Genomic DNA, 23127 nt, shown 5'->3' with positions numbered 1-23127 from the left:
GGGTAGATTCGATGGACGGCGGGCGACGAAGCCTGCCGTTCCAAGATCAGGAGCAGTGATTCAGTTGCTGGACCGCGTCACCCTGCGGGGCCTGCGTGCCCGCGGCCACCACGGCGTCTTCGAGCGGGAGCGGATCGAGGGGCAGACCTTCGTGGTCGACCTCGTGCTCCACCTGGACACCCGCCCGGCCGCGTCCGGCGACGACCTCACCCGTACGGCGCATTACGGCGTCGTCGCGGAGGAGGTCACCGCGATCATCGCCGGCGAGCCGGTCGACCTGATCGAGACCCTGGCCCAGCGGATCGCCGACCAGTGCCTGAAGCACGCGGCGGTCGAAGAGGTCGAGGTCACCGTTCACAAGCCGGACGCGCCGATCACCGTGCCGTTCGACGATGTGACCATCACCATCCACCGGGGCCGCGCGTGACGTCCCCGGTGTTTCCGTGTCCGATCGCTTCAGCCGCAGAGGGAATCCGATGAGCACCAGCGACCCGACCGCCTCGCCGACCACGTTCGACCTGGAGCGCCGGGTCGACTCGGCCGACACCACCCTGCACAACCCGCGCTACGCCGTGGTGGCCCTGGGCAGCAACCTGGGCAACCGGCTGGAGACCCTCCAGGGCGCCGTGGACACCCTGGCGGACACCCCCGGGCTGAAGATCAAGGCGGTCTCCGCGGTCTACGAGACGCCCGCTCTCGGTGGTCCGGGCGAGCAGCCCAACTTCTACAACGCCGTGGTCGTGCTGCGCACCACACTGCCGCCGCGCTCCCTGCTGGAGCGGGCCAACGCCATCGAGGACGCCTTCGGCCGGGTCCGCACGGTCCGCTGGGGCGCCCGCACGCTGGACGTCGACATCCTCAGCTACGAGGGCGTCACCAGCGACGACCCGGTGCTGCTGCTGCCGCACCCGCGCGCGCACGAGCGGGCCTTCGTGCTCGCGCCCTGGGCCGACGCCGACCCCGCCGGTGAGCTGCCGGGCCTCGGGCTGGTCGCCGACCTGCTCAAGGAGCTGGGCGGCGAGGGCGCGCAGGGCGTGCTCCGCCGCGAGGACATCCAGCTGCGGCTGCCGGAGTAGCGCGGCGACCGGCCGGTCCGGGCGGGCCGGGGAACTCCGGGAGGGTCCCCGGCCGTACCAATGGGGGGCGTCCGTGCCGGTACGGTGGCCGGGCGCCGCTAAGTGTGACCGTTCCCGGGGAAGGACCCTGTCCGAGTGAAGCTGCTCCGCCTCCGTCTGCTGATGGCCATCGTCGTGGTCTCGACGGCGCTGTCCTGGGCCGGTGCCAAGCTCTGGAACTCGCTGGACTCGCTGCCCGGCGTGCCGGCCGCGGCGCCGGTGGTGCTCGCGGCGGTCGCGGTGGTGCTGCTGGCGACGGCGATCTCGCTGCGGACCAGACTGAAGGCGGTCCGCGACCGGGTCCCCGGCGCCAAGGGCGTCGACCCGCTGGGCGCCGCCCGGGCGGTGGTGCTGGCGCAGGCCAGCGCGCTGGTCTCGTCGGTGGCGACGGGGATCTACGCGGGGCTGGGGATCTTCCTCGCCACGCTGCCGGACTTCAGTGCGCACCAGGGCTCGGCGATCACCGCCGGGCTCGCGGTGGTGGCCGGTGCCGGGGTGATCGCCGCGGCGCTCTGGCTGCAGCACGTCTGCAAGCTCCCCGAGGACGACGGCAACGGCGGCAAGGGCGCGGCCCCCAGCCCTCGCTGACCTCCGCGGCGCCCGCCGGATCCGGTCCGGACGCCGTTCCTTCTGCGGCCCCTACTGGCGGGCCCTCTTCGTCGCACGCTAGTTTCTTGCTCATGCCACGCGGACGCCACCGTCATTCCTCCGTTCTGAGCCGGGCCCTGCCGCCGGCCGCCGCCGCCGTCGTCACAGTGGCCGCTCTGGCCGCGCTGGTCGCCAGCGGCGACACCGAGCTGGTCCGCTCGGTGGGCGTCGCCGCGGTACTCGCGGTGCTGGGGCTGGCCCTGGTGCTCCGTCAGCGCGACCGGGCCGCCCGGGCCGCCGCCGATGTCGCGGCCATCCGCCGGGTCCGGGACGAGGAGCGCTTCGAGGAGCAGCTGGCCGAGGCCGAGTACGCGGCCGAGGTCGCCGAGGAGCGGGCCACCCGGCTCGGCCGGCGGCTGACGGCGGAGAAGTCCCGGCTGGCGAAGGTCGAGACCGAGCTGGCCCGGCTGCTGCGCGAGCGGGCGGTGATGGCGGCCGAGCAGGCGCTGAAGGAGGCCGAGGCGGCCCAGCGGGCGATCGAGGCGACCCGGCCCAGGCACCCCGTCACGGCGGTCGCGTACCTGCGGGCGGCCTCCGCCCTGCGGCACCTGGAGCGGCGCGCGCAGGCGGCCCGGACGCAGCGGGAGGCGGAGCTGCGGGCCGAGCGGCGGCGTTCCCTGGCCGAGCAGGAGCCGGGCGCCGCCCCCGACGCGGCGGGCCGGGGCGACGCCGGCCACCAGCAGGCCCTGGAGGTGCCCCGGATCGGCCGGCTGGAGCCGGCCCACCCGAGCGCCCACCAGACGGCGCAGCAGCCGGTACGGCAGGCTGTGGCAGCCTCCCCGGTGCGTCCGGTGCTGACCGGCCCGGCGGAGCCGCTCGCCGGTGCGCCGGCGACCTCGGTCGCCCCGGTCGAGCGGCAGCGTCCGCGCCCGCAGCCGGCCGGCCAGGGCCGGCCCGGCAACTTCAGCTTCTTCGGCCGCGGTGCGGTGGCGGGCGCTGCGGCGCTGCGGGCGGCCGCCCCGGCGCCCTCGGTCGGCAGCGTCTCCGAGCTGGCGGACCAGCAGCCGGCCCAGCAGCCAGCGCCGGTGACGGTGGCTCAGGATCTCGCGGACGTCCTCGGTGACGAGGTGGCCGGTGCCCCCGTGGGCGGCGCCCCGCGTCCGGCCGTGGTCGACCTGACGCCGGAGGACGAGACCGAGCTGCTCGACCTGCCGGAGCTGCGCGCCGCGCACTGACGCGCGAACACCGGTCCCCCCGACGCGCCGCGTCGGGGGGACCGGTGCTTTTGGCGCCTGCGTCAGAGCGCCACGCCGAAGTCCTGGGCGATCCCGGCCAGGCCGGAGGCGTAGCCCTGGCCGACGGCGCGGAACTTCCAGTCGGCGCCGTTGCGGTAGAGCTCGCCGAAGATCATGGCGGTCTCGGTGGCGGCGTCCTCGGAGAGGTCGTAGCGCGCGAGTTCGGCGTTGCCGGCCTGGTTGAGCACCCGGATGTAGGCGTTGCGGACCTGGCCGAAGCTCTGCGAGCGGTTCGTCGCGTCGTAGATCGACACCGGGAAGGTGATCCGGTCGGCCCCGGCGGGCAGGCCGGCCAGGTCGACGTTGATCACCTCGTCGTCGCCCTCGCCGTCACCGGAGCGGTTGTCGCCGGTGTGCACGACGGTGCCGTCCGGGGAGCGCAGGTTGTTGAAGAACACGAAGTGTCCGGCGGAGAGCACCTTGCCGGAGGCGTCCAGCACGATGGCGCTGGCGTCGAGGTCGAACTCCGTACCGGTGGTGGTCCTGGCGTCCCAGCCGAGGCCCACGGAGACCGCGGTCAGCCCGGGGGCCTCCTTGGTCAGCGAGACGTTGCCACCCTTGGAGAGGCTCACTGGCATGGTGTGTGGTGTCCCTTCGTCGCGTGCTCGTGTCGGGAAGAACGAGGGCGGGGGACCCGGTGGTTCCGGATCGGGGCGACCGATTGCCAAGAAATGCCCATGGATCGGTATAAACGGCAGGTCAGATCCGCGGGAAGCGGCCCTGGACGGTCCAGATGTTCGGGTTGTCGGCGAGCCCGGAATGCAGGTCCGCCAGGTCTGCCAGGACGTCCTGCAGGAAGTCCCGGGCCTCCCGGCGCAGGTCCTGGTGGCGGACCACGGCCGGCGGCTGGTCCAGCCAGGTCGCCGAGATCTCCACCAGGCCGAACCGGCGGGCGAACCGCAGCAGCTCGGTGGACTGGGTGAAGTCCAGGTCGGCGGTCTGCACGGTGGCGGCCCGGCTGCCGCGCGGGTCCTGGTCGAGCTGCTCGACGATGTCGCAGAGCGCCCAGGCGAAGTCGAGCACCGGCACCCATCCCCAGGCTGTGGACAGGTCCAGGCCGTCCGCCTCGAGGAAGACGTCGCCGCAGAACAGGTCGTACCGCAGCGACCGGACGGCCGCCGAGCGGTAGTCGGTCTGCGGGGGGTCCGGGAAGCGGGGGGAGAGGGAGTAGCCGAGCTCGATCACGGGGCCATTCTCCGGTACGCCGGGGCGCTTGATAACCGGGTGACGGCACGCGCACCGGGCGGGGATGATGGACGCATGCCTGAGCCCATCCGCGTCCGGGGATCGGTGGTCGTCCCCGACGCCGAGCTCGTCTGGCGCTTCTCGCGTTCGTCCGGCCCCGGTGGCCAGCACGTCAACACCTCCGACACCCAGGTCGAGCTGCGCTACGACCTGGCCGCCTCGGACGCGCTCCCCGAGGTGTGGAAGGAGCGTGCCCTGGAGCGGCTGGCCGGTCGGCTGGTGGACGGCCGGATCCTGGTCGTCCGGGCCTCCGAGCACCGCTCGCAGTGGCGCAACCGCGAGGTGGCCGCGGCCCGGTTGGCCGCGCTGCTCGGCGAGGCGACGGCGCCGCCGCCCAAGGCCCGCCGGGCGACCCGGCCCAGCCGCGGGATGGTCGAGCGCCGGTTGACCAACAAGAAGCGCCGCTCCGAGGTGAAGCGCGGCCGGGGCCGCCCGGGCGCGGAGTAGTCCCCGGGCGCCCGGCGTTCAGCCGAGCTGGCGGTAGCCGCCGCGGAAGTAGAGCAGCGGCTGCGCGTCCGGCGACGGCACCCGGGCCTCCAGCACGCGGCCGATCAGCAGGGTGTGGTCCCCGGCGGCTATCCGCTGCTCGGTGCGGCACTCGACGGTGGCCAGCGCGCCCTCCACCAGCGGCGCACCCGTGGCCGGGCCGCGGTGGTGCGGGGTGTCGGCGAAGAGCAGCCGGTCGCTGAGCCGCCCCTTCATGGCGAACCGGGACGCCAGCGTGCGGTGCCGCTCGCCGAGCAGCGAGACGGCCCAGAGGTCGTTGCGGGTCAGCAGCTCGTCCATCCGGGAGTCCTCGCGCACCGAGACCAGCACCAGCGGCGGTTCCAGCGACACCGACAGGAACGAGGTCGCGGTCATCCCGGCGTCCTCGGCCGGCCCGGCGTCCTCGCCCAGGTCGTGCACGGTCAGCAGGGCGACCCCGGCGGCCAGCTGGGAGAGGGCGGCCCGGAACTCGTCCGGCGTGGCGAGGGAGGCAGCTGCGGGCTGCGGCGACATGGACACGTACCGCACGGTAGTCGGGGTTCGGGGGCGGCGGCATCGGGCGGTGGTCCTAGGAGGTCCTAGGACCTTCTTCGGAGAGTAGGACCCCCGCTGGGCCGACTGGAGGCCGCCGGATTCACCCTGGGCGGGGCCCGGCTCACCCCCAGGGGTGAAGTGGCAGGGCCCGGCGGCGGGCAGGCGCCTTCAGTTCGGGCCGTCCACGACCGACGTCGAAGGTGGCCATCGCGGAATCGTGTCCGGGCATGACCGAGATGAACCGGGTTTGCCTGTCTATGGGTTGTGTGATTTGAGTCACAAGTGACGACCTATTGCTGACCGAGCGTGCCGAATGCTGTGCTCGCTGTGATTCAGTTCTTCTGGCAATCGGACGATAACCATCAAGACCTATCCGAAGAAGCCGGGGAGCCCCCGCATGGAAGCCGAGTCGGAGCCGTACGTCCGTCTCGCGACCCTCCGCACCTTGCACCGGGTCGTGGCGGACCTCAACGCTGCCCGCAGCCTGGCGGGCACCCTCCAGGCGGTGGTCGAGGGGTCGGTGCACGGGCTCGGGTTCGGCGCGGCCGCGGTGAGTCTGGTCCGGCCCGACGGCGACCTGATGGTGGCGGCCGTCTGGGAGTACGAGGAGCGCGAGTTCGGCGGGCCCTCGGTGCTGCTCGGCCAGGTCGGCTCGCGCGAGTCCTGGGACCGGCTGCTGGCGGTCAGCGATCACTGGGGGACCCTGCGGTTCCTGCCGCACGACCGCGGCTGGGCGGTCGGCGCGGACATCCCGCGCTGGACCGACGACGGCGCGCTCCCGGTCTACGCCAACGACTGGCATCCCGAGGACGCCCTGCTCGCGCCGATGTACAGCGCCGGCGGCGACCTGCTCGGCGTCCTCTCGGTGGACCGTCCGCGCAGCGGCAAACGGCCCGGCGCGTGGACCAGGGAAGCCCTGGAGATGTTCTCCCTGCAGGCCTCGATCGCGATCGGCAACGCCCGCCTGCGGGCCGAGATGCAACGCGCGCTGGCCCGCCTGGAGAAGGAGCAGCAGGCGCTGCTGGCCAGCGAGGAGAGCTTCCGGCAGGCCTTCGAGTACGCACCCAGCGGGATGGCCATCACCGAGCTGCACGGCGCCGCCCGGGGGCAGTTGACCCGGGTCAACGACGCGCTCTGCCGGCTGCTCGGGCGCCCGCGCGCGGCGCTGCGCCAGCAGAGCTTCCTCGACCTGGTGCACCCCGACGACCGCAGCCTGCTGGAGCGCACCAGCGCCGAGAGCGGGCGGGCCGAGCTGCGGCTCTCCCGCCGGGACGGCGGCTACCAGTGGGTCTGCCTGCGCAACTCGGTGGTCGCCGACGCGGCCGAGGGCCCTAGCTTCCTGCTCACCCACGTCGAGGACATCGAGGAGCGCAAGCGCCACGAGTTCCAACTCGCCCACCGGGCCAGCCACGACGCGCTCACCGGCCTGCCGAACAGCGCCGAGCTGCGCAGCCGGCTGGCCCGTCGGCTCTGCCCGCTGCCGCAGGGGCCCGGCGGCGCCGCCGCGCACGGTGCGGCGACCTGCGCGCTGGAGGGCGCGGCCGCCTCGCACAGCCCGTCCGGCTCGTACGGGCCGCACAGCCCGCGCAGCGGCCAGGAGGCGCTGGAGGGCGCACCAGGTGCCACGGGGGCGCCTGGCGGTGCGTCAGGGGCGTTGGAGGGGCTGTCCGGACCGGGCGGCGGCCGTACGGTGCTGATGCACGGCTACGGCGAGCACGAGCGCTATCCCGGCTTCGGCTACGGGGAGCGCGACGCCATCCCGGAACGGCCGGGCTACGGCGAGCCGCCCGCCGACCACGTGCACGCGGTGGTCCCGGTCGACCCCGGCACGGCCCCCGAGCCGTGGAGCGCCCCGTTCCGCTCCGGCTCCGCGCCGGCGGCGCAGAAGGGGCTGGCGGTGGTCTTCTGCGACCTGGACGGCTTCAAGTCCGTCAACGACCGGTTCGGCCACAACGCCGGGGACGCGGTGCTGGTGGAGGTGGCCCGCCGGTTGCAGCAGGTGGTCCGTGAGGGTGACACGGTGGCCCGTCTCGGCGGCGACGAGTTCGTGGTGCTGGCCGACGGCATCGGCTCCGAGGAGGCCACCGAGCTGGCCGTGCGGCTGCGCAACGCGATCATCCCGCCGATGCGGATAGCCGGTCGGGTGATGCGGGTCGGGGTCAGCCTGGGGATCGGCTGGGCGGGCTGCGGGATGAGCATCGAGGAGGTCCTGCACGCCGCCGACAAGCGGATGTACGACGAGAAGCGGGCGCGCGGCGGCGCGGTCCGTGGTGCCCGCGGCGAGCGCTCGCACCGTCGCGCGGGCTGATCCGGGCGCCCGGACGGGTGCCGGTAGCCGGGCACTTACTTTTTTCCTTGTCATGTGCTGCGGGTAGGGTGCCGTGCGTACGGCCACAGACGGCGTTGGTGCAGGAAACGGCATTGGGGAGTTGACCACCGCGATGACGGACGGCAGCAGCGGAGCGCCCGAGAACGGTGCGGGCGGTCCTGCGCAGGAAGACGACCCGTTCGCCTACCTCTACCGTCCGGCGGAGGGTGAGGGCGGGGCGGAGCGCGCCCCGGTGGCGCCGCGCAACGCGTACACCCGCCCGATGGAGGTCGGCCGCGCCCAGTACGGCCAGCAGCCGCAGCACCAGCAGCAGCCCTACCAGCAGTACCCCCAGCAGGCGCAGCAGCAGCAGCAGCGCCAGCAGCCCTACCGGCCGCAGGGCCCGGGGGCCGAGCAGACCACCCAGCTGCCGCAGCAGTCCCGGTACGCCGAGCGCTCCCGTCCGCTGCCCGGCGAGGACACCCCGCGCGGCCGCGGCAAGGGCCCGGTGATCGGCGTGGTGGCGGTGGTCGCGGCCATCGCGATCGGTTCCGGCATCGCGCTCTCGGGCAACGACGCCAAGGACAAGACCGCGGGCGGCCACCCGGCGGCCGGCTCCGGTTCGACGCACGCCAGCGCTCCCGGCACGCCCGGCTCCAGCGCGTCGTCGTCCTCGCCGTCCGCGTCGGCCAGCCCGAGCGGCAGCACCGGCAGCGTGCTGGACGCCTCCAAGGCGCAGGCGCAGAACGCCCCCTCGGCGAACACCATCAAGGGCGCGGTCTCCTCCGACGGCAGCTACCTGACGCTCCAGGCGGGCTCCTCGGTGTCCTGGACGGTCACCGTGCCCACCGCCGGCCAGTACAAGTTCTGGCTGCACTTCAACAACAGTGGCGACCCGGTGAAGGCGGCGGTCGCGGTCAACGGCACCGACCGCAGTGGTGGAGTGACGTTCAAGAACTACGGCGCCAAGGGCGCCGACCCGACGCAGTCCTGGTACTCCACGAACATATGGCCTGACCTCCAGGCGGGGACCAACACCCTCACGGTGTCGGCCCCGTCCGGAGGGTCCGTCCTGGTCGACCAGGTGGCGATCACCGGCATGGACTCGAACAGCTACCCGACTGCCGGGGCCCCGGCTCCCGCGCAGAGCTGATCCGGTCCGCCCCGCGCCCGGCCTGACCTGTCGTCAGGCCGCGGGCGCGGGGGCGAAGCGGTCGCCGCCGACGATCCACTCGCCGCGCCGGACGACCGCGAGCAGGTCGTACGTGCCGGAGTCGAGGACCACCAGGTCGGCGTTCTTGCCGGCCTCCAGGGTGCCGATCGAGTCCGACAGGCCGAGCAGCCTGGCCGGCGTGGTGGAGATCGACTGGACCACCTGCGGCAGGCTCAGCCGGTTGATCGTCATCGAGCGCTTGAACGCCACGTCCAGGGTGAGCGTCGAGCCGGCGATCGAGCCGCCCTCGACCAGCCGCGCCACCCCGTCGGTGACCTGCACCTGGAGCGGGCCCAGCGGGTAGCGGCCGTCGCCCATGCCGGCCGCGCCCATCGCGTCGGTGATCAGCGCGACCCGCTCGGCGCCGGCCGTGCCGTACGCCAGGTCGAGCACCGACGGGTGCAGGTGGGTGCCGTCGTTGATCAGCTCGACGGTGACCCGCTCGTCCTCCAGCAGGGCCACGATCGGGCCCGGTGCGCGGTGCTGGACGCCCGGCATCGCGTTGAACAGGTGGGTGGCGACGGTGGCGCCGGCCTCGATCGCCTCCAGTGCCTTGGCGTAGTCGGAGTCGGTGTGCCCGACGGCCGCGATCACCCCGAGCTCGGCCAGCATCCGCACCGACTCCAGGCCGCCCGGCAGTTCCGGCGCGAGGGTGACCATCTTGGCGTGGCCGCGGGCGGCGTCCACCAGCTTGCGCACCAGCGCCGGGTCCGGGTCGCGGAGCAGGTCGGGGCGGTGCGCGCCGCAGCGGTGCTGCGAGATGAACGGGCCCTCGAAGTGGATGCCCGCCAGCACGCCGTCCTCGACCAGCTCGGAGAGGACGGCCGCCTGCCGGCAGATCTCGTCGATCTCACCGGTGACGGTGGAGGCCATCGTGGTGGTGGTGCCGTGCTCCAGGTGGGCACGGGCGGTGATCAGCGCCTCCTCGGCGATGCCCTCGGTGAACGCGGCGCCGCCGCCGCCGTGCACGTGGAGGTCGACGAAGCCGGGCACCACCGTGCAGCCGGTCAGGTCGAGGTCGTCGGCCCGCGCGGTGCCGCCGACCGACTCGATCGTGCTCCCCGCCACGGTGAGCCGACCGTTCTCGACGACGCCGGTGGGCAGCACCAGCCGTGCGCCGGCCAGCGCTGTGCGCACAGTACTCACGCGGTCACGTCCCGTCCTGTTGACTTCGAATCCTGTCCCACGGGCAGCGGCGCGGGCCGGCCCGCGGCTCGCCGCTCGGCGAGCTGGAAGCCGTCGGCTTCGGTGGGGGGCGGGGTGACCGAGAGCAGGTCCCAGGCGAGGAGTCCCGCGCCCAGGGATGCCGCGGTGTCCTTGAGCATGGCCGGGACGACCTTCGGAGGCATCTGGAAGGTCAGCCGGTCGGTCACCGCCGCGCGCAGGGGCGTGAAGAGCGTGTCACCGGCCTCGGCGAGGCCGCCGCCGACGATCACGGTCGACGGGTCGAGCAGGCTCTGCGCCAGCGCGATGCCGTCCGCGAGGGCCGCCACGGCGTCCTGCCAGACCCGCAGGGCCCGCTCGTCGCCGGCCTCGACGGCCGTCGCGCAGTCCGAGGCCTCGGCCCGTGGGTCCCCGCAAGCCTCGGCCCAGGCCCGGGAGACGGCCGACGCCGACGCCAGGGTCTCCAGGCAGCCGCGGGCGCCGCAGCCGCACAGGGGTCCACCGGGGCGGACCACCACATGGCCGATCTCGCCGCCGTAGCCGTGCGCACCGGCCTCGATCCGGCCGCCGATCCCGATCGCGCCGGCGATGCCGGTGCCCAGCGCGATGAAGAGGAACCGGTCGACGCCGCGGCCGGCGCCGATCCTCCCCTCGGCCAGCCCGCCGGAGCGGACGTCGTGGCCGAGGGCGACCGGCATGGCTTCGCCGTGCGGACCGCCCAGCCGTTCCCCGAGCAGTTTGCGCAGGGGGAGGTCGCGCCAACCGAGGTTGGCGGAGAAGACCGCGATCCCGTTCCTCTCGTCGATCGTCCCCGGTACGGCGACGCCCGCGGCGAGTGGCCGGCAGCCGAAACGGCTCTGGCCCTCGTCCGCGAGGTCGGCGGCGAAGTCGAGGATGGTGGCGACGACGGCATCGGTGCCGTGCTCCCGCCCGGTCGGTCGGCGTGCCTCGAACAGCACGGAGCCGTCCTGGGCGAGCAACGCGGCCTTCATGCCGGTGCCGCCTACATCGAGTGCGATGACGTGCTTCACGGGGGACAGTTTCCCTTGACCGGGGACGAGAGGTCTAGTCCAGTGGCGTTATTGGTCTGAGCCACGGCCAGTGAGCTTGGTCGCGTCCCTCCAGGATGGACCACCCGGGTGCTCCCGGGCAGGGGTCAGAGCTGGACCGAGCGGGTGAGTGCGCGCGGGTGGTCGGGGTCCAGGCCGCGGGCCTCGGCGAGAGCCACCGCGAGCCGCTGCGCCCGGACCAGATCGGCCATCGGGTCCAGGCCCTCCGGGCCCGAACCGGCCACCAACTGGCCGCCGGTGCGGGCGATGTCCTCGGCCAGACCCTCCGGCAGGGTGCCGAACATCCAGGCCGCGCGGCCGGGCGCGGTGATGGCGATCGGGCCGTGCCGGTACTCCATCGCCGGGTAGGACTCGGTCCACGCGCTCGCGGCCTCGCGCATCTTCAGGCCGGCCTCCAGGGCCAGGCCGTTGGTCCAGCCGGCGCCCAGGAAGGTGATCTGCTCGGTGGCGACCAGGCCCTCCGGCAGCGGCTCGGTGACGGCGCGCTCGGCGTCGTCGGCGGCCTCGGCCAGCGTCTTCAGGCCGGGGGCGAGGGCGCCCTCGGACTCCAGGTGGGCGCGCAGCAGGGCCAGCGCGGTGGTGGCGAAGCGGGTCTGCACCACCGAGCGCTCGTCGGCGAAGTCCAGCACGACGACCTGGTCGGCGGCCTGCATCACCGGGGTGGCCGGGTCGCCGGTCAGGGCGGTGGTCGGGGTGTGGCCGCGCAGCCGGTCGAGCAGCGCGAGCACCTCGGTGGTGGTGCCCGAGCGGGTGATCGCCACGACCCGGTCGTAGGAGCGGCCGTACGGGAACTCGGAGGCCGCGAACGCGTCGGTCTCGCCGTGGCCGGCGGTCTCCCGCAGGGTGGCGTACGCCTGCGCCATGAACCAGGAGGTGCCGCAACCGACCACGGCCACCCGCTCGCCGGCGGCGGGCAGGGCGGCCGAGGACGGGCCGGCCAGTTCGGCGGCGCGGCGCCAGCAGGCGGGCTGGGTGGCGAGTTCCTCGGCGGTGAGCGAGCTGCCCGTGGTGGTCATGCCAGTCATGCCGACGTCTCCCTTGGGTTGCGTGAAAGTGATTGATTTATAGCTGTTTTGCGCATGAGTGCGCAATACCCTGACTCGATGGACGGACCTGCCCCGGCCCGTGTGCGGCTCTGTGCGACGCTGTCCCCGCAGTGCTCGTCTAGATGAGGGAGTGGCGCGGCGTGTCCAGATATGAGCGGTGGAACAGTCTCCTCGAACTCCTTGCCGAGCATGGCAAGTTGGAGGTCGAAGAGGCGGCTGCGGCGCTCGACGTGTCGGCGGCCACGATCCGCCGCGACCTCGACCAGCTGGCCCGTCAGCAGATGGTCACCAGGACCCGGGGCGGTGCCGTCGCGCACAACGTCTCCTACGACCTGCCGCTGCGCTACAAGACCGCGCGCAACGCCGGTGCCAAGCAGCGGATCGGCGCGGCGGTGGCCGGCCTGATCGCGCCGGGCGAGGTGGTCGGCCTCAACGGCGGCACCACCACCACCGAGGTCGCGCGGGCCCTGGCGGTGCGCCCCGAGCTGACCGAGCGCGCCGAGGCGGGCGCCGGCCAGCCGCTCACCGTGGTGACCAACGCGCTCAACATCGCCAACGAACTGACCGTGCGCCCGGCGGTGAAGATCGTGGTCACCGGCGGGGTGGCACGGCCGCAGTCGTATGAACTGATCGGCCCGCTGGCCAGTGCCGTGCTCGGTGAACTCACCCTGGACGTCACCGTGCTCGGCGTGGACGCGCTCGACGTCGAGATGGGCGCCACCGCGCACCACGAGGGCGAGGCCAGCGTGAACCGGCTGCTCGCCGAGCGGGCCCGCCGGGTGGTGGTGGCCGCCGACTCCAGCAAGCTCGGCCGACGCGCCTTCGCGCGGATCTGCGGGCTGGACCGGATCGACACGCTGGTCACCGACGAGGCGGTGGACGAGGCGCTGATCCTCGCCTTCTCGGACGCCGGGGTGCGGGTGCTGGCCGTGTGACCTGCGTCATCGCCGGGTCCGGTCGCGTTGCACCCTGTGCAACGCGACCGGACAGTTCGGTAACGTTCTGCGGCCGGAGCCCTCTGGTGTGGACCACTGGGGGTCCGCTTTGGCAACCTTTCGGCCACTCCTCGTAACCCCCGACGAGGATCTCCCGTAGGCCCGAAGGCGGTTTCCCGTGTTGAAGTCCCGGCTCTGTGCCGCCCTCGCGACAAGCACCCTGCTGCTCTCCGGGTGCGGAACGCTGGGACTGGGTTCGGGCGGCCCGGTGACCCTGAAGCTGGTCGCGGCCGACTACGGCGACAGCGAGGCGAACAGCTCCACGCACTACTGGGACGACGTGGTCAGCCGGTTCGAGGCGGCCAACCCCAAGATCAAGGTCGACGTCCAGGTGTTCAGCTGGACGGACATCGACGCCAAGGTCGCCGCGATGATCAAGGCCGGTCACTCGCCGGACATCGTGCAGACCGGCGGCTTCGCCGACAAGGCGCAGGCCAACGAGCTCTACCCGGCGCGCGAAGTCCTCTCGATGGACACCGAGGCCAACTTCCTGAACGTCTTCGACCAGGCCGGGCAGGTGCTCGGCACCCAGTACGGCATGCCGTTCGTCTCCTCCTCGCGGACCTTCTTCTACAACAAGGCGATCTTCCAGCAGGCCGGCATCAGCCAGCCGCCGGCCACCTGGGCCGACCTCAAGACGGACGCCGACCTGATCCGGACCAAGGTGCCCGGGGTCACGCCGTACGCGCTGCCGCTGGGGCCCGAGGAGGCCCAGGCCGAGTCGATGATGTGGATCAACAGCGGTGGCGGCCAGCTCTCGGACGATGCCGGTAACTACGCCGTCAACAGCTCGCAGAACGTCAACACCTTCAACTGGCTGCGCGCGAACCTGGTGGACAGCCACGACACCTACCCCGACCCGTCGGTGGTGGACCGCACGAAGGCCTTCGCCGACTTCGCGGCCGGCAAGGTGGCGATGCTCAACGGCCACCCCACGCTGATCCAGGCGGCCCTCAAGGGGAACATCGGCTACGGCACCGCGCCGATCCCGCGCAAGGACGCGGCCGCCAAGCCGACCACGCTGGGCGTCGCCGACTGGATGATGGCCTTCACGGCGAACGGGCACCGGGACCAGATCCGGACCTTCCTCAACTTCGCCTACCTCAAGCAGAACATGCTCAAGCTCGACGAGACGTACAACTTCCTGCCGGTCACCCAGGACAGCCTGCAGGACATGACCAGCAGCGGGAAGCACAACGACCTCAAGCCGTTCCTCGACGCGCTGCCCAACGCCAGCTTCTACCCCTACGGCGACCCGGCCTGGGACACCGTCAGCACCCGGCTCAAGAAGGACATCGGCAAGGCCGTCAAGGGCGACCCGAGCCAGCAGCTCGGCGCGCTGGAGCAGTACGCGACGGCGGAGGCCAAGAGCGCCCGCCAGCAGTAGTCCGCCGGCAGTGGTCCGCCGCTGGTGGGCCGCTGTAGGACACTGAGGTGTGACCGGAGAACTGAGCGAGCGCGAGATCGCCGTCCTGGCTCTGGAGGGCCGGGCCTGGCGGACCCAGGGGGCCAAGGAGCAGGCGGTCCGGGAGGAGCTGGGGATCTCCAGCACCCGGTACTACCAGCTGCTCAACGGCCTGCTGGACCGGGAGGAGGCGGTCGCGCACGCCCCCGTCCTGGTCTACCGGCTACGCCGGATCCGGGACGCCCGTCGCGCCGAGCGTTAGCGACGGGCCGCCCTGGGTAGGGTCGCTGCCATGGGCCCTGCTGCGTTCGAACCGAGCACACCGTCCGGCCGCGCGGGGCTGGCCGCCCTGCTGGCGTCGCCCGCCGAGGCGGTGGTCGCGCTGGACTTCGACGGCACGCTGGCCCCGATCGTCGCCGACCCCGAGCAGGCCAGGGCCCACCCCGGCGCGGTGCCGGTGCTGGCCCGGCTGGCGCCGCTGGTCCGCGCGGTGGTGGTGGTGACCGGCCGGCCGGCCCAGGACGCCGTCCGGCTCGGCGGCTTCGCGCAGGTGCCGGGGCTGGAGCACCTGGTGGTGCTGGGCCACTACGGCGCCGAACGCTGGGATGCGGCGACCGGGGAGCTGCGGGCCACCCAGGTGCACCCGGGAGTGGCCGGCATCCGGGCCCAACTGCCGCCGCTGCTCCATGAGTTGGGCGCTCCCGAGGGCACCTGGACGGAGGACAAGGGCCGTTCGCTGGCCGTGCACACCCGGCGCACCGCCGATCCGGACGCCGTCCTGGAACAGCTGCGCGAGCCGCTCGCCAAACTCGCCGCCGCGCATGGCCTGGTGGTCGAACCCGGCCGGATGGTGGTGGAGTTGCGCCCGCCGGGGGTCGACAAGGGGGCCGCCCTGACGGAGTTCCTGCGCGCGGTGGGCGCCGGATCGGTGCTCTACGCAGGCGACGACCTCGGCGATCTGGCGGCCTACGCGGCGGTGCGCGAGCTGCGGGCCGAGGGTCTTCCCGGGCTGCTGGTCTGCAGCGGCCCGGTGACCGGCGAGGCGCCGGTGCGGGTGCTGGCCGAGCAGGCGGACCTGGTGGTCCCCGGGCCCGGCGGGGTGGTCGCGCTGCTGGAGAACCTCTGGGCGAGCGCGGCCGGTTGAGTACGGCCGGGTGAGCGGGTCCGGGGTCGGGCGCGGTCAGCCCAGTGCGGTCAGCTGGTCGAGGAACCACTGCTGCGGAGAGAGCGCGACGGCCGCCGCGGCCAGCCGCTTGGTGCGCTCGGTGCGTTCGTCGGCCGGCATCGACAGCGCGCGGTGCAGCGCCTCGGCGGTGGCGACCACGTCGTACGGGTTGATGGTCAACGCGTCCTCGGCGAGCTCCGCGTGGGCGCCCGCCTCGCGGGAGAGCACCAGGGCGCAGCCCTCGTCGCTGACCACCGGGATCTCCTTGGCGACCAGGTTCATGCCGTCCCGGATCGGGTTGACCAGTGCCACGTCGGCGAGCCGGTAGGCGGCCAGCGAGCGGGCGAAGTCGTCCTCGACCTGGAGTATCAGGGGTTGCCAACTCGCGGTGCCGAACTCGGTGTTGATCTCCTCGCTGATCCGCCGCACGGCCTCGGTGTAGGAGCGGTACTCGGCCAGGTCCTGCCGTGAGGGGTAGGCGAAGGCGATGTGCACCACCCGTTCGCGCCACTCGGGCCGGGTGCGCAGCAGGTGGCGGTAGGCCAGCAGCCCGCGCACGATGTTCTTGCTCAGCTCGGTGCGGTCCACCCGGACGATGGTCCTGCGGTCGCCCACCGCCCGGCGCAGCGTCTGCAACCGCTCGTCCACGTCCGGCCGGTGGGACCGCTCGCGCAGGAACTCGCCGTCCGCGCCCAGGCTGTGCACGCCGAGCCGGGTGGTGCGGCCCTGGTACGTGACCGAGAGGTCGTCGTGGTCGACGTCCGCGCCCAGCAGCTGCGCGCAGCAGTCCGCGAAGGCGTGCGCCCAGCGGCGGGTGTGGAAGCCGGCCCGGTCGGCGCCGAGCACGCCGGTCAGCACCCGTACGGCGATGTCGTCGGGCAGCAGCCGGAAGTAGTCGACCGGGGCCCACGGGATGTGCGAGAAGTAGCTGATCCGCAGGTCCGGGCGCAGCTCGCGGAGCAGCGCCGGGGTCAGCGAGAGGTGGTAGTCCTGCACCAGCACGGCCGCGCCCGGGGCGGCCTCGGCGGCCAGCGCTGCGGCGAAGGCGGCGTTGTACTCCTCGAAGGAGGCCCACTGCTCGCGGAACCCGGCGTCGAAGGCCGGCGCGACCGGCGTGTCGTACAGCAGGTGGTGGACGAACCACAGGGTGGAGTTGGCGATCCCGTTGTAGGCCTGGTCGAAGACGGCGGGATCGATGTCCAGCATCCGGACGGCCTGTCCGCCGACGTCGAAGCCGCCGCGGTCCAGCCGGCCCTGCGGGGAGCGCCGGGCGGCTGTCCGGTCGGCGTCGCCCAGCGCCGCGCAGACCCAGACCGCGTTCGGGTCGTCGATCGCGGAGAGTCCGGAGACCAGGCCGCCGCCGCCGCGCCGCAGGGTCAGCGTCCCGTCCGGTGCGCTGCTGAAGGACACCGGACCCCGGTTGGAGGCCACCAGAATGCGTGCGGTCGTCAGTTCGGCCATACCTCCAACCTTGCCGTGGTCAGGAGTCGGCAAACCCCCGGTACTCCGTGACGTCGATCATCGGCGGGCGTTCGAGCGCGATCACCGGGTGGCTGTCGGCGGTGAACGCGCGGGTCCCGGCGTCCCGCGAGAACTGGGTCAGCACGGGCCGGGCGAGGTCCTCGGCGGCCTTGAGCCGGTGGGTGCGGTCGAGGCGTTCCAGCGCGGTGCGGTAGATCGTGGCGGCCATCCGGCCCAGGGCCTGGCCGTCCTGGTGGCGGTGGTGGCGCACGCCGACGTCCACCTGGGCCAGCGCGTCCAGACCGGCCAGCTCCAGGGCGTCCACCAGCAGGCCCAGCTCGACGCCGTAGCCGGTCGGGAAGTGCAGCCGCTCCAGCAGCGAGCGACGGGCCGCGTACTCGCCGCCGAGCGGCTGGACGAAGCCGGCCAGCTGCGGCCAGTGCAGGTTGAGCAGCGGCCGCGCCACCAGCTCGGTCACCCGGCCGCCGCCGGTCGGGTCGACCGCGCCCTCGCCCGCGGCGGAGCCGCTCATCGGTAGAGCCAGCGGACGGTCGTACATCGCCTTGACCAGCTGGATCGCCGGATCGGTGAGCAGCGGGCCGACGATTCCGGAGACGAAGGCCGGGTCGAACTCGCGCAGGTCGGCGTCGACGAAGCAGACGATCTCGCCGGAGGTCACCAGCAGCGAGCGCCACAGCACCTCGCCCTTGCCGGGGACGGCGGGCAGCCGCGGCAGGATCGCGTCGCGGTGCACCACCCGGGCGCCGGCCGCCGCCGCGACCTCGGCCGTCCGGTCCCGTGAGCCGGAGTCGACCACCACCAGCTCGTCCACCAGCGGCAGCCGTTCCATCAGCTCGCGGCGGATCACCGTGACGATCTCGCCGACCGTGGACTCCTCGTCGAGCGCGGGCAGCACCACGCTCACCGTGCCCGCGCGCCCGGCCGCGCGCTTGGCAGCGAGCAGCACGGATTCGGGCCGCTCGGCAGCCGTCCAGGAGCGGCGCCGCAGCCAGGACGCGGCTTCCGGGAGTAGCGCAGGGCTCTGCTCGGCTGGCAAATCTCGCTCCTTGTCTGGTCCATCTCGCCTTGCGGACGGTCGGGGCCGTAACGCGGGCCTTCCGTTACAGTCTTCGTACAGCGGTCAGACCTTCGCACGCCGGGGTCGGCCGCATCGCACGACCACAACTTCATAGAGCTCATCCAGAGGGACTGAGGGAACGGCCCGTCGAAGTCCCGGCAACCTTCTCGCACGGCTACTGACCACTTCGTTGGTCGAGGCCCCGGCGGGACAGGTGCCAATTCCGTCCTGTGTCGCGCCCGCGGCACGGGGAAGATGAGGAGAGAGGCCTCCGCCATCATGGCTGTTGACGTATCTGCACCCACTTCGACCGTAGATCTCGGTCCCGCCGCCGCGCTGTCCTGTCGCGAGTGCGGCACGCGCTTCCCGCTCGGCCCGGTCTTCGCCTGCGTCGAGTGCTTCGGCCCGCTGGAGATCGCCTACGACTTCGGCTCCTACGAGGCCGAGGAGCTGCGCAAGCGAATCGAGTCCGGCCCGGCGTCCATCTGGCGATACGCGCCGCTGCTGCCGGTGCCGGCCGACGTCGCCGACAAGCCCAACCTGAACCCGGGCTGGACCCCGCTGGTGAAGGCCGACAACCTGGGCCGCGAGCTCGGCTTCACCGCCCAGCTGCACGTCAAGGACGACTCGGGCAACCCGACCCACTCCTTCAAGGACCGGGTGGTGGCCTGCGCGATCGAGGCGGCCCGCGCCTTCGACTTCACCACGCTGTCCTGCTCCTCCACCGGCAACCTGGCCGGTGCGGTGGGTGCGGCGGCCGCCCGGGCCGGCTTCAAGTCCTGCGTGTTCATCCCGCACGACCTGGAGCAGGGCAAGGTCGTGATGGCCGGGGTCTACGGCGGCGAGCTGGTCGGCATCAAGGGCAACTACGACGACGTGAACCGGTTCTGCTCGGAGCTGATCGGCGACCCGGCCGGCGAGGGCTGGGGCTTCGTCAACGTCAACCTCCGCCCGTACTACGGCGAGGGCTCCAAGACCCTGGCGTACGAGATCTGCGAGCAGCTGGGCTGGCGGCTGCCCGAGCAGCTGGTCATCCCGATCGCCTCGGGCTCGCAGCTCACCAAGATCGACAAGGGGCTGCAGGAGCTGATCAAGCTCGGCCTGGTCGAGGACCGGCCGTACAAGATCTTCGGCGCCCAGGCGGCCGGCTGCTCGCCGGTCTCGACGGCGTTCAAGGCGGGTCGCGACGTGATCCGCCCGGTCAAGCCGGACACCATCGCCAAGTCGCTGGCGATCGGCAACCCGGCGGACGGGCCGTACGTGCTGGACATCGCCCGCCGCACCGGCGGAGCGGTCGAGGACGTCACCGACACCGAGGTGGTGGAGGCGATCAGGCTGCTGGCCCGCACCGAGGGCATCTTCGCCGAGACGGCGGGCGGGGTGACCATCGGCGTGCTCAGGAAGCTGGTGGAGAACGGGCTGCTCGACCCGTCGAAGGAGACCGTCGCGATCAACACCGGCGACGGTCTGAAGACGCTGGACGCGGTGTCCGACGCGGGCCTGACCGTGACCATCCAGCCCACCCTGGAGTCCTTCCGCGCCGCCGGCCTGGCGTCCTGACCCTCGCACACCTGTCGAAAGCTGGGAGATCCCCCATGAGCTCCACCGTCCGCATCCCGACCATCCTGCGCACCTACACCGGCGGCAGGTCCGAGGTCCCCGCCGAGGGCGCCACGCTGGCCGAGGTCGTCAGTGACCTGGAGAAGAACCACCCGGGTATCAGCGCCCGGATCCTGGACGATTCCGGCAAGCTGCGTCGGTTCGTGAACGTCTATGTGAACGACGACGACGTGCGTTTCGCCGAGGGCCTGGGCACCGCGATCAACGACGGCGCGGGGATCTCGATCATCCCCGCGGTGGCCGGCGGCTGCTGAGACCCCACCGCCCACAGGGCGCCCCGAGCCTGACGAAATGTCAGGTTCGTGGCGCCCTGTGGCGTGTCCGCGGGCGGGTCCGCCAGGGCATAGGCTTCGTCCGGCCGGTGAGATGCCCCGGCTGGTGTCCCGCTCGAACGTGTCGGCGACGTGTCAGAATTCTTCGGACAATTCGCCCGATAGGTCCGCTATGCCCGGCGTGAATTGCCGAGTTCTGTCGCATTCATCCCCGGATATCCCTTAGCGTCCTTCGTGAATTCCCCGCCAGTGGGCCTGTTGCAGAGGGCTTCTATACGGATACATTCAGCCGCGGTCGACGCATCCGTCCGTCCCATCGGCGCCAACTGGCGTTCGTGGGTTGGGCGCTGCGGCGTTCAGGGCTGCACTCAGGGGGGTACCTCGAGTCGGTCCGACCAGAGACCCGGGCCCGCGACCTGCGGACCTGTGAAGGGCCAGCACAGCACTAGGGGAGTTCGGAATGGCTCAGGGCACCGTCAAGTGGTTCAACGCGGAGAAGGGCTACGGCTTCATCGCGGTCGACGGTGGTGCGGACGTCTTCGTCCACTACAGCGCGATCCAGATGGACGGCTACCGCACCCTCGAGGAGGGTCAGCGGGTCGAGTTCGAGATCTCCCAGGGACAGAAGGGCCCGCAGGCGGACATGGTCCGTGCGCCCGCGGTCTGACCTTTCCGAACCTCGGACTCTCGGCTCGCTCGCGGGCTGAAGATCCAGCAGGGTCCGCACCCGATTCCCGGTACCGGGGGTCAGGTGCGGACCCTGCTGTCGTTGGTGGCGGCGCGCCCGTGGCTTGCCGGGAAGAGCTTGCACTCGCCACCCGAGAGTGCTAGTTATTGGTTAGCACTCACAGCTTGAGAGTGACAACGGACCGGGTCGGTGAGGCCCCCGGGAGCGGTAGGGGACAGGACCCCCGCATACCAGGGCCGTCCGTCGCGGGCGCCTGTCGGTCCGGTGCAGTCGACGTCGTCCCGGAGGACCACTTCACATGGCAAAGATCATCGCGTTTGACGAGGAAGCTCGCCGCGGCCTTGAGCGCGGGATGAACCAGCTTGCCGACGCCGTCAAGGTGACGCTGGGCCCCAAGGGTCGCAATGTCGTTCTTGAGAAGAAGTGGGGCGCCCCCACGATCACCAACGATGGTGTTTCCATCGCCAAGGAGATCGAGCTTGAGGACCCCTACGAGAAGATCGGCGCCGAGCTGGTCAAGGAGGTCGCCAAGAAGACCGACGACGTCGCGGGTGACGGCACCACCACCGCCACCGTGCTCGCCCAGGCTCTCGTCCGCGAGGGTCTGCGCAACGTCGCGGCCGGCGCCAACCCGATGGCCCTGAAGCGCGGCATCGAGAAGGCCGTCAAGGCCGTCTCGGACGAGCTTCTCGCGCAGGCCAAGGATGTCGAGACCAAGGAGCAGATCGCTGCTACCGCCTCGATCTCCGCTGCCGACACCCAGATCGGCGAGCTCATCGCCGAGGCCATGGACAAGGTCGGCAAGGAAGGTGTCATCACCGTCGAGGAGAGCAACACCTTCGGTCTGGAGCTCGAGCTCACCGAGGGCATGCGCTTCGACAAGGGCTACATCTCGGCGTACTTCGCCACCGACCTGGAGCGTATGGAGACGTCCTTCGACGACCCGTACATCCTGATCGCCAACTCCAAGATCGGCTCGGTCAAGGACCTGCTGCCGCTCCTGGAGAAGGTCATGCAGAGCGGCAAGCCGCTCCTGATCATCGCCGAGGACGTCGAGGGCGAGGCCCTGTCGACCCTGGTCGTGAACAAGATCCGTGGCACCTTCAAGTCCGTCGCCGTCAAGGCCCCGGGCTTCGGTGACCGCCGCAAGGCCATGCTCGGCGACATCGCCATCCTCACCGGTGGCACCGTGATCTCCGAGGAGGTCGGCCTCAAGCTCGAGAACGCCGGCATCGACCTGCTGGGCCGCGCCCGCAAGGTGGTCATCACCAAGGACGAGACCACCATCGTCGACGGTGGCGGCGACAGCGACCAGGTCCAGGGTCGCGTCAACCAGATCCGTGCCGAGATCGAGAACAGCGACTCGGACTACGACCGCGAGAAGCTCCAGGAGCGCCTCGCCAAGCTGGCCGGCGGCGTGGCCGTCATCAAGGCCGGCGCGGCGACCGAGGTCGAGCTCAAGGAGCGCAAGCACCGCATCGAGGACGCCGTTCGCAACGCGAAGGCGGCCGTCGAGGAGGGCATCGTCGCGGGTGGTGGCGTCGCGCTGCTGCAGGCTTCGGTGGCGTTCGAGAAGCTGGAGCTCGACGGCGACGAGGCCACCGGTGCCAACATCGTCAAGGTCGCGCTGGAGGCCCCGATCAAGCAGATCGCGGTCAACGCCGGCCTCGAGGGCGGCGTTGTGGTGGAGAAGGTGCGCAACCTTCCCTACGGCCACGGCCTGAACGCCGCGACCAACGAGTACGTCGACCTCATCGCCGCGGGCATCATCGACCCGGCCAAGGTCACCCGTTCCGCGCTGCAGAACGCCGCCTCCATCGCGGCGCTCTTCCTCACCACCGAGGCTGTCATCGCTGACAAGCCCGAGAAGGCCGGCGCCCCGGCCGGTGGCGGCATGCCGGGCGGTGACATGGACTTCTGATCCCCTCGCGGGTCAGTCGTTTCATCGATCGCGTGGGCGGTCCCCTTCGGGGGGCCGCCCACGCGGCGTTTGCCGCCCGCGTTGCGGGACAATGGACGGATGTCCAGCGATATCGAAGCAGCCCTGCACAGCGCCCGGGCGCAGATCCTTGCCGACCTCACCGCCCGCGATGTCGCCGACGCGACCGTGGTCTCGCTCGTCGAGGACACCGTGACGCACCGGCGCTGGTGGTTGGAGCAGTGGCCGGACGGGGTGGAGTTCGTGCTCGGGCTGGTCGCGCAGGACGTCCAGGACGCGCTGCTGGAGGCATACGGGCGCTGGCCGCTCTGCCTGGCCTGTGCGGCCGAGGACGACCCGCACGCGCTGAGCGTGGAGCCCGAGCTCGGGCCGGAGCCGCACTGGGTGTGCGGCAAGGAGGGCGTCGTGGTGGCGCCGGTCGGCTCGCTCAGCTCTTAGCT

At 72.1% G+C, this 23127-nt stretch carries 24 protein-coding genes and 1 riboswitch; of the genes, 16 read left to right on the top strand and 8 right to left on the bottom strand.

The window, feature by feature from the left end; genetic code table 11:
• Positions 1-67 precede the first annotated feature (67 nt).
• The 4 genes from folB (at position 68) to BS80_RS18495 (ending at position 2938) form a co-directional block, all read left to right on the top strand.
• Complete coding sequence (gene folB / locus BS80_RS18510; protein WP_035801807.1) at positions 68-427, top strand: dihydroneopterin aldolase; 360 nt, start codon at positions 68-70, stop codon at positions 425-427.
• A 49-nt stretch (positions 428-476) separates the two neighbouring features.
• Positions 477-1076, top strand: a complete 600-nt coding sequence (gene folK, locus BS80_RS18505; protein WP_035798815.1) for a 2-amino-4-hydroxy-6-hydroxymethyldihydropteridine diphosphokinase — start codon at positions 477-479, stop codon at positions 1074-1076.
• A gap of 135 nt (positions 1077-1211) precedes the next feature.
• Positions 1212-1703, top strand: a complete 492-nt coding sequence (locus BS80_RS18500; RefSeq protein ID WP_035798814.1) for a DUF3180 domain-containing protein — start codon at positions 1212-1214, stop codon at positions 1701-1703.
• A 92-nt stretch (positions 1704-1795) separates the two neighbouring features.
• Positions 1796-2938: a hypothetical protein gene (locus BS80_RS18495; RefSeq protein WP_157536369.1), complete on the top strand. Its 1143-nt coding sequence runs from the start codon at positions 1796-1798 to the stop codon at positions 2936-2938.
• Between the two features lie 62 nt (positions 2939-3000).
• Here BS80_RS18495 and BS80_RS18490 read toward each other — a convergent pair whose 3' ends face one another.
• Together BS80_RS18490 and BS80_RS18485 are read right to left on the bottom strand one after the other, a co-directional pair.
• Entirely contained in the window at positions 3001-3576 is a 576-nt protein-coding gene (locus tag BS80_RS18490) for a TerD family protein (RefSeq protein WP_035798811.1), read from the bottom strand.
• A 121-nt stretch (positions 3577-3697) separates the two neighbouring features.
• On the bottom strand, positions 3698-4183 hold the full coding sequence (locus tag BS80_RS18485) for a hypothetical protein (RefSeq protein WP_035798810.1): 486 nt from the start codon (positions 4181-4183) through the stop codon (positions 3698-3700).
• 75 nt (positions 4184-4258) lie between these two features.
• Here BS80_RS18485 and arfB point away from each other — a divergent pair, with 75 nt between their 5' ends.
• Positions 4259-4690 carry an alternative ribosome rescue aminoacyl-tRNA hydrolase ArfB gene (gene arfB / locus BS80_RS18480; RefSeq protein ID WP_035798807.1) on the top strand — a complete coding sequence of 144 codons (432 nt, stop codon included), beginning with the start codon at positions 4259-4261 and terminating at the stop codon, positions 4688-4690.
• An 18-nt stretch (positions 4691-4708) separates the two neighbouring features.
• Here arfB and BS80_RS18475 read toward each other — a convergent pair whose 3' ends face one another.
• The gene (locus BS80_RS18475) at positions 4709-5242 is read right to left on the bottom strand and encodes a flavin reductase family protein (RefSeq protein ID WP_035798805.1); all 534 of its coding nucleotides are present in this window, start codon (positions 5240-5242) and stop codon (positions 4709-4711) included.
• Positions 5243-5660: 418 nt separating this feature from the next.
• Here BS80_RS18475 and BS80_RS18470 point away from each other — a divergent pair, with 418 nt between their 5' ends.
• Positions 5661-7571: a GGDEF domain-containing protein gene (locus tag BS80_RS18470; RefSeq protein WP_035798803.1), complete on the top strand. Its 1911-nt coding sequence runs from the start codon at positions 5661-5663 to the stop codon at positions 7569-7571.
• A 133-nt stretch (positions 7572-7704) separates the two neighbouring features.
• Positions 7705-8724, top strand: coding sequence for a carbohydrate-binding protein (locus BS80_RS18465; RefSeq protein WP_157536367.1), 1020 nt, complete (start codon positions 7705-7707; stop codon positions 8722-8724).
• 33 nt (positions 8725-8757) lie between these two features.
• Here the strand turns inward: BS80_RS18465 and nagA are convergent, their stop codons facing one another.
• The 3 genes from nagA to BS80_RS18450 all read right to left on the bottom strand — a co-directional run bounded on the left by nagA (position 8758) and on the right by BS80_RS18450 (position 12034).
• Positions 8758-9930: an N-acetylglucosamine-6-phosphate deacetylase gene (nagA, locus tag BS80_RS18460; protein ID WP_035798800.1), complete on the bottom strand. Its 1173-nt coding sequence runs from the start codon at positions 9928-9930 to the stop codon at positions 8758-8760.
• The gene (locus BS80_RS18455; RefSeq protein ID WP_083974884.1) at positions 9927-10979 is read right to left on the bottom strand and encodes an ROK family protein; all 1053 of its coding nucleotides are present in this window, start codon (positions 10977-10979) and stop codon (positions 9927-9929) included. The genes nagA and BS80_RS18455 overlap by 4 nt, the downstream gene beginning before the upstream one ends.
• Before the next feature lie 125 nt (positions 10980-11104).
• Positions 11105-12034 carry an SIS domain-containing protein gene (locus BS80_RS18450; RefSeq protein ID WP_035798798.1) on the bottom strand — a complete coding sequence of 310 codons (930 nt, stop codon included), beginning with the start codon at positions 12032-12034 and terminating at the stop codon, positions 11105-11107.
• A 170-nt stretch (positions 12035-12204) separates the two neighbouring features.
• On the opposite strand from BS80_RS18450, the gene BS80_RS18445 reads away from it, so the two are divergent.
• The 4 genes from BS80_RS18445 (at position 12205) to otsB (ending at position 15608) form a co-directional block, all read left to right on the top strand.
• Positions 12205-12999 carry a DeoR/GlpR family DNA-binding transcription regulator gene (locus BS80_RS18445; protein ID WP_035798795.1) on the top strand — a complete coding sequence of 265 codons (795 nt, stop codon included), beginning with the start codon at positions 12205-12207 and terminating at the stop codon, positions 12997-12999.
• A gap of 178 nt (positions 13000-13177) precedes the next feature.
• The gene (locus BS80_RS18440) at positions 13178-14446 is read left to right on the top strand and encodes an extracellular solute-binding protein (protein WP_232246523.1); all 1269 of its coding nucleotides are present in this window, start codon (positions 13178-13180) and stop codon (positions 14444-14446) included.
• A gap of 49 nt (positions 14447-14495) precedes the next feature.
• On the top strand, positions 14496-14726 hold the full coding sequence (locus BS80_RS18435; RefSeq protein ID WP_035798792.1) for a DUF3263 domain-containing protein: 231 nt from the start codon (positions 14496-14498) through the stop codon (positions 14724-14726).
• 30 nt (positions 14727-14756) lie between these two features.
• The gene (gene otsB / locus BS80_RS18430) at positions 14757-15608 is read left to right on the top strand and encodes a trehalose-phosphatase (protein ID WP_035798790.1); all 852 of its coding nucleotides are present in this window, start codon (positions 14757-14759) and stop codon (positions 15606-15608) included.
• A 36-nt stretch (positions 15609-15644) separates the two neighbouring features.
• Here the strand turns inward: otsB and BS80_RS18425 are convergent, their stop codons facing one another.
• Together BS80_RS18425 and BS80_RS18420 are read right to left on the bottom strand one after the other, a co-directional pair.
• On the bottom strand, positions 15645-17090 hold the full coding sequence (locus BS80_RS18425; protein ID WP_035798786.1) for an alpha,alpha-trehalose-phosphate synthase (UDP-forming): 1446 nt from the start codon (positions 17088-17090) through the stop codon (positions 15645-15647).
• 19 nt (positions 17091-17109) lie between these two features.
• The gene (locus tag BS80_RS18420) at positions 17110-18147 is read right to left on the bottom strand and encodes a glucosyl-3-phosphoglycerate synthase (protein ID WP_035798781.1); all 1038 of its coding nucleotides are present in this window, start codon (positions 18145-18147) and stop codon (positions 17110-17112) included.
• A gap of 136 nt (positions 18148-18283) precedes the next feature.
• Positions 18284-18430: riboswitch (SAM riboswitch) on the top strand.
• 17 nt (positions 18431-18447) lie between these two features.
• On the opposite strand from BS80_RS18420, the gene thrC reads away from it, so the two are divergent.
• From thrC to BS80_RS18395, 5 genes are all read left to right on the top strand, one after another.
• Positions 18448-19728, top strand: a complete 1281-nt coding sequence (thrC, locus tag BS80_RS18415; RefSeq protein WP_035798777.1) for a threonine synthase — start codon at positions 18448-18450, stop codon at positions 19726-19728.
• Between the two features lie 35 nt (positions 19729-19763).
• Positions 19764-20042, top strand: coding sequence for a MoaD/ThiS family protein (locus BS80_RS18410; protein WP_035798774.1), 279 nt, complete (start codon positions 19764-19766; stop codon positions 20040-20042).
• Positions 20043-20520: 478 nt separating this feature from the next.
• Positions 20521-20727 carry a cold-shock protein gene (locus BS80_RS18405; protein ID WP_035798772.1) on the top strand — a complete coding sequence of 69 codons (207 nt, stop codon included), beginning with the start codon at positions 20521-20523 and terminating at the stop codon, positions 20725-20727.
• A gap of 319 nt (positions 20728-21046) precedes the next feature.
• Complete coding sequence (gene groL / locus BS80_RS18400; RefSeq protein WP_035798769.1) at positions 21047-22669, top strand: chaperonin GroEL; 1623 nt, start codon at positions 21047-21049, stop codon at positions 22667-22669.
• Between the two features lie 99 nt (positions 22670-22768).
• Positions 22769-23125: a hypothetical protein gene (locus BS80_RS18395; protein WP_035798767.1), complete on the top strand. Its 357-nt coding sequence runs from the start codon at positions 22769-22771 to the stop codon at positions 23123-23125.
• Positions 23126-23127 lie beyond the last annotated feature (2 nt).

This window comes from Kitasatospora mediocidica KCTC 9733 (assembly GCF_000744225.1).
In the GTDB taxonomy this organism is placed as follows: domain Bacteria; phylum Actinomycetota; class Actinomycetes; order Streptomycetales; family Streptomycetaceae; genus Kitasatospora; species Kitasatospora mediocidica.
Note: the sequence above shows the minus strand (reverse complement) of the source record. Positions and strands in the feature narration are given on the sequence as shown.

Coding starts and splice junctions, on each gene's coding strand:
- thrC (WP_035798777.1), top strand. CDS start 18,448: ATGGCTGTTGACGTATCTGCACCCACTTCGACCGTAGATCTCGGTCCC.
- BS80_RS18495 (WP_157536369.1), top strand. CDS start 1,796: ATGCCACGCGGACGCCACCGTCATTCCTCCGTTCTGAGCCGGGCCCTG.
- BS80_RS18475 (WP_035798805.1), bottom strand. CDS start 5,242: ATGTCGCCGCAGCCCGCAGCTGCCTCCCTCGCCACGCCGGACGAGTTC.
- groL (WP_035798769.1), top strand. CDS start 21,047: ATGGCAAAGATCATCGCGTTTGACGAGGAAGCTCGCCGCGGCCTTGAG.
- BS80_RS18450 (WP_035798798.1), bottom strand. CDS start 12,034: ATGACCACCACGGGCAGCTCGCTCACCGCCGAGGAACTCGCCACCCAG.
- BS80_RS18490 (WP_035798811.1), bottom strand. CDS start 3,576: ATGCCAGTGAGCCTCTCCAAGGGTGGCAACGTCTCGCTGACCAAGGAG.
- BS80_RS18425 (WP_035798786.1), bottom strand. CDS start 17,090: ATGGCCGAACTGACGACCGCACGCATTCTGGTGGCCTCCAACCGGGGT.
- BS80_RS18465 (WP_157536367.1), top strand. CDS start 7,705: ATGACGGACGGCAGCAGCGGAGCGCCCGAGAACGGTGCGGGCGGTCCT.
- folK (WP_035798815.1), top strand. CDS start 477: ATGAGCACCAGCGACCCGACCGCCTCGCCGACCACGTTCGACCTGGAG.
- arfB (WP_035798807.1), top strand. CDS start 4,259: ATGCCTGAGCCCATCCGCGTCCGGGGATCGGTGGTCGTCCCCGACGCC.
- BS80_RS18470 (WP_035798803.1), top strand. CDS start 5,661: ATGGAAGCCGAGTCGGAGCCGTACGTCCGTCTCGCGACCCTCCGCACC.
- BS80_RS18395 (WP_035798767.1), top strand. CDS start 22,769: ATGTCCAGCGATATCGAAGCAGCCCTGCACAGCGCCCGGGCGCAGATC.
- BS80_RS18405 (WP_035798772.1), top strand. CDS start 20,521: ATGGCTCAGGGCACCGTCAAGTGGTTCAACGCGGAGAAGGGCTACGGC.
- otsB (WP_035798790.1), top strand. CDS start 14,757: ATGGGCCCTGCTGCGTTCGAACCGAGCACACCGTCCGGCCGCGCGGGG.
- BS80_RS18410 (WP_035798774.1), top strand. CDS start 19,764: ATGAGCTCCACCGTCCGCATCCCGACCATCCTGCGCACCTACACCGGC.